4 protein-coding genes and 1 pseudogene are annotated in these 4432 nt (G+C 69.2%); all 5 read left to right on the forward strand.

Translation table 11 applies throughout. From position 1 onward, the window contains the following. On the forward strand, nt 1-485 hold a 485-nt coding region (locus B2742_RS09390), incomplete at its 5' end, for a cell envelope integrity protein TolA (protein ID WP_292065436.1). Nucleotides 486-618: 133 nt separating this feature from the next. After that, complete coding sequence (tolB, locus tag B2742_RS09395; RefSeq protein ID WP_292065438.1) at nt 619-1986, forward strand: Tol-Pal system beta propeller repeat protein TolB; 1368 nt, start codon at nt 619-621, stop codon at nt 1984-1986. A 123-nt stretch (nt 1987-2109) separates the two neighbouring features. Next, a complete protein-coding gene (gene pal / locus B2742_RS09400; RefSeq protein WP_292065443.1) occupies nt 2110-2664 on the forward strand; it encodes a peptidoglycan-associated lipoprotein Pal in 555 nt (184 codons plus the stop codon). Nucleotides 2665-2776: 112 nt separating this feature from the next. Further along, a complete protein-coding gene (locus B2742_RS09405; RefSeq protein WP_292065441.1) occupies nt 2777-3883 on the forward strand; it encodes a DUF3667 domain-containing protein in 1107 nt (368 codons plus the stop codon). Nucleotides 3884-3923: 40 nt separating this feature from the next. Then, nucleotides 3924-4432: pseudogene (locus tag B2742_RS09410) on the forward strand (tol-pal system protein); the annotation flags it as partial.

A 4432-nucleotide genomic window follows, 5' to 3' on the forward strand; every position in this document is an offset into this window, starting at 1 on the left:
CCGTCACGCCCCCGACCAAGCGGCCCCCGCCGTCGCCCCAGCGCCCGCCGGTCACGCCGCCGCGGCGGCCGGCGGAGCCCAGTCTGGACCTCTCGGAACTGTCCCGGACGCCCCCCGGCCGGACCCCGCCCCGGACCCCGCCCCCGCGCAGCGGTGGCGGCGGAACGCCGGGTCCGGCCCAGCAGACCTCGGGTCCGCAGATCACCGCCATGTTCCAGCAGATCATCCCCAACTGGATCCTGCCCTGCGACGTGCCCGGCGCCCGCAACCTTCGTATCCAGATGGATGTGACCCTGGCCGCGGACGGCCGCATCGTCTCCGGACCGACGCTGGTCGGCGCGCGATCCGACCCGGTGTGGCGCGCCTCCGCCGACGGGGCGATCCGGGCCCTGCGCCAGACCGCGCCGTTCGACGTGCCGTCGGGCTTCACGGGCGGGTCGTACCGCCCGACGTTCAACACCGAGGAAGCCTGTCGGGGCCGATAGACGGCGCGCGTTCGTGCTATTCGCTGACGAAGCCTGACAGGGCCTGAAAGTCGCCCTATTCACGGCCATGCTGGCCTTCTGCGCACGGTCTGACGATAAGGGTCGGCGACGTTTGAACTTGTGGGAGCCCCTGATGCGATTGAACCGACTTCTGGCCAGCGTCGCGGTCGTGGCGATGACGGTGAGCACGGCGAGCGCCCAGACGCCTCCGGTCCCGCAATCGACCGACCCCGTGGAGGTCGAGATCAACCAGGGCGTCCTGCGCCCGATGCAGATCGCCGTCGCCAATTTCAACGGCCAGAACGGCTCTGACCTGGGCGGGGTGATCCGCGACGACCTGCGTCGCTCGGGCTATTTCGAACCCCTCGATCCGGCGGGCTTCGTCGAGACCGGCCTGACCCTGGCCAACGCCCCCAACTTCCCCCAGTGGACCTCGATCGGCGCCCAGGCGGTGCTCTACGGTTCGGTGACGCCGCGGCCCGACGGCCGCAACGATTTCGGCTTCCGCCTCTACGACCCCTATCGCCAGTGCCAGCTGGTCTCCTACCAGTTCACCGCCACGCCCGAGCAGTGGCGCCGGATCGGGCACAAGATCGCCGACCTGGTCTATCAGCGCATGACCGGCGAGACCGGCCTGTTCGACAGCCGCGTGGTCTTCGTCTCGGAAAGCGGCACCCAGCTGAACCGCCTGTCGCGCCTCGCCATTTCGGATCAGGACGGCTTCAACCCCGTCTATCTGACCCAGGGCGACGAGGTGATCATGTCGCCGCGCTTCTCGCTGAACGACCCCAATGAGATCACCTATGTGGCGCTGGGGCGGGACTACAGCCGCATCTATCTGTTCAACCTGGCGACCGGCCGGCGCGAGAGCCTGGGCGAGTTCGACGGCCAGGTGCTGGCCCCGCGCTTCTCGAACGACGGCTCGAAGATGGCCTTTTCGATCATCCGGGCCGGCAACACCGATGTCTATGTGATGGATCTGGCCAGCCGCCAGCTGCGCCGCCTGACCAGCGATCCCGGCATCGACACCTCCCCGTCCTTCAGCCCCGACAACAGCCAGATCGTCTTCACTTCCGATCGCTCCGGCAGCGCGCGGCTCTACACCATGCGGTCCGACGGCTCGGGGCAGCGCCCGATCTCGCGCGGCGGCGGCCTCTACACCGCCCCGAACTGGAGCCCGCGCGGCGACCTGATCGCCTTCACCAAACAGGGCGGCGGCCGGTTCTCGACCGGCGTCATGAACACCGACGGCTCGGGCGAGCGAATCCTGTCGTCCAGCTATTTCGAGGAGGGCCCGTCCTGGGCCCCGAACGGCCGCTACATCATGTTCGCGCGCCAGTCGCCGGGCGGCGACACCCGTCTGTGGACCGTGGACCTTTCGGGCCGCGTCGTCTCGCAGGCCGGCTATTCCGGACGCGGCACCGACCCCGCCTGGTCGCCCCTTCTGGACGAACAGCCTGTCACCCTCGGCGGCGGCGGCCCGGACGGCTGCCCCACCTGATCACAAAGGAGCCTGTCGGCTCAAACCCGCGTTATCGCGACTGGCGAAACCGCTGGCGCGTCTGTAGCAACCCTCTAAAGCCAAGCTGGAGGCTCCGGCCTTCACCCAAGGAGACGACTGATGATGAAGCCCTCGACCCTCGTCCGTCTGGCCGCCGTTGGGCTGGCCGCGACCGCGATCGCCGCCTGCACGCCCCGCACCCCGGCTGACAGCGGCGCCGGCAACAATGTGCCGCCGGCCGGCAACGAGCAATACAACGACAACAGCGCCGGTCCCGTCTCGGGCGGCAACCTCGGCGCCGCCGCGCCGGGTTCGGAACAGGACTTCATCGTCAATGTCGGCGACCGGGTCTATTTCGACCTCGACAGCTACCAGATCCGCCCCGAGGCCTATCCGCGCATGGACGCCCAGGTGGCCTGGCTGCAGCGCTATCCGCAGGTGACCATCCGCATCGAGGGCAATGCCGACGAACGCGGCACCCGCGAGTACAACCTGGCCCTCGGCGCCCGCCGCGCCGAATCGGTTCGCGCCTATCTGGTCGAGCGCGGCGTCTCCGCCGGTCGCATCGACACCATCAGCTACGGCAAGGAGCGCCCGATCGCCGCCGGTTCGAACGAAGAGGCCTGGGCCCGCAACCGCAACGCCCACACCGCCATCGTTTCCGGCGCCACGCGCTGATCGGACGACACTGTCGAAGGTCTTGAGGGGCGGCCGGTCACCGGCCGCCCCTTTCCTTTTGACCGCTCAGGCGACGCACGGCTAAAACCCGCCCCAGAGGCGGGGGGCGAACATGGTCGACATCGACGCGGCGGGCGGAGCGGCGTCCGCGGGGATCCTCGCCGGCGCGCTGGAACGGCCGACCGGCCACGCCGGCGACCCCGAGGGCAACTGCACCGACTGTGGCCAGCCGGTCGAGGGCAAATTCTGCTCCAACTGCGGCCAGCCGACCCATGTCCACCGGTCCCTGCTGCACCTCGGCGAGGAGATGCTGCACGGCGTGCTGCATTTCGACGCCCGCATCTGGCGCACCCTGCCGCTGCTGGCGATCAATCCGGGGCGGCTGACCCGCGAATGGGTGCAGGGGCGGCGCACCCGCTATGTCTCGCCGCTGGCGATGTTCCTGTTCACCGTCTTCCTGATGTTCTTCGCCTTCAGCTTCTCCGGGGGGCTGGAGCCGAAGGTGTCCACGACGCTGACGCCCGCCGAGCGCGCGGAATTGATGACGGAGCTGGAAACCGCCCGCGTCGAACTTTCCGAGGCCAGCCTCGGGGCGGACGCAGCCCTGGCGTCCGAAGCCTTGCAACTGAACCGGCAGGCGCGGGCCACCACCGTTGAGGTTCTGGAAACCCGCCTCGGCATCGCGGACCCGGCCGCTCGACGCACCGACGGCCTGACCCCCGGCAGCTGGCAGGCCCAGGTCCACGACGCCGTCGCCGCGGGAGATCTCAAGGTCAACATGGGCAATGGGGCGCTGAACGAGAAGATCAAGAAGAAGCTGCTGAACCCCGATCTGGCGATCTACAAGATCCAGCAGACGGCCTATAAATTCAGCTTCCTGCTGATCCCGATCTCGATCCCCTTCGTGTCGCTGCTGTTCCTGTGGCGGCGGGGCTTCACCCTCTACGACCACGGCGTCTTCGTGCTCTACTCGCTGACGGCGATGTCGATCCTGGCCATCTTCGTCTCCATCCTCGGCCCGCTGTGGAGCGGCTTCGCGGTCCTTGGCTCGCTGCTGTTCACCTTCGGCGTGCCGGCGCACATATTCGCCCAGCTCAAGGGCGCCTACGGCCTGTCCTGGTTTTCGGCCGCGTGGCGCACCGCCTTCCTGCTGCTGTTCTGCGTTCTCGCCATATCCCTGTTCCTGGTGGCCATCATCGCGCTCGGCCTCACGGGGTAACGCCTTGCGGCGGCCTCAAATCGGTGGGACGAAAACAACCATGCTCAAGCTGCCCCCCGCCCTCCGCTCCCGCAACGCCCTCGTCACCGTGCTGGGCGTCGTCCTGATCGCCGGCACGACCACGGTCGTGGCCCAGACCGCGCCCGTGGAGGCCGTCCAGTGGGACAAGCGCCGGCTGGAACAGCTGGACCGCAACGTGCGCCGCCTCGAGCGCGCCTTGACCCAGCGCAACGCCGCCGGTCAGCCGGTCATCGTCGAGCCCGATCCCGAGGTCGTCGCGCTGCAGGGCCGCGTCGACCTGATGAACCAGCGGCTGCTGGATATGGAGGCGACGCTCCAGCGCGTGAACGGCGATATCGAGCGGCTGACCTTCCAGCTGGACGAGGTCGGGCGTGACAACACGGCCCTGGCGACCCGCGTCCGCGACGGCGACGCCCGGCTTCGCGCGATGGAGACGGCCGCCGCCCGCGAGGCCGAGCTGAACGCCCCGATCCCGACCACCTCGCCGACCGGCGACGCCGCGCGCGACCTGGCCGCCGCGGCCCGGCT

It is taken from the genome of Brevundimonas sp. UBA7664, from assembly GCF_002483305.1.
In the GTDB taxonomy this organism is placed as follows: Bacteria; Pseudomonadota; Alphaproteobacteria; order Caulobacterales; family Caulobacteraceae; genus Brevundimonas.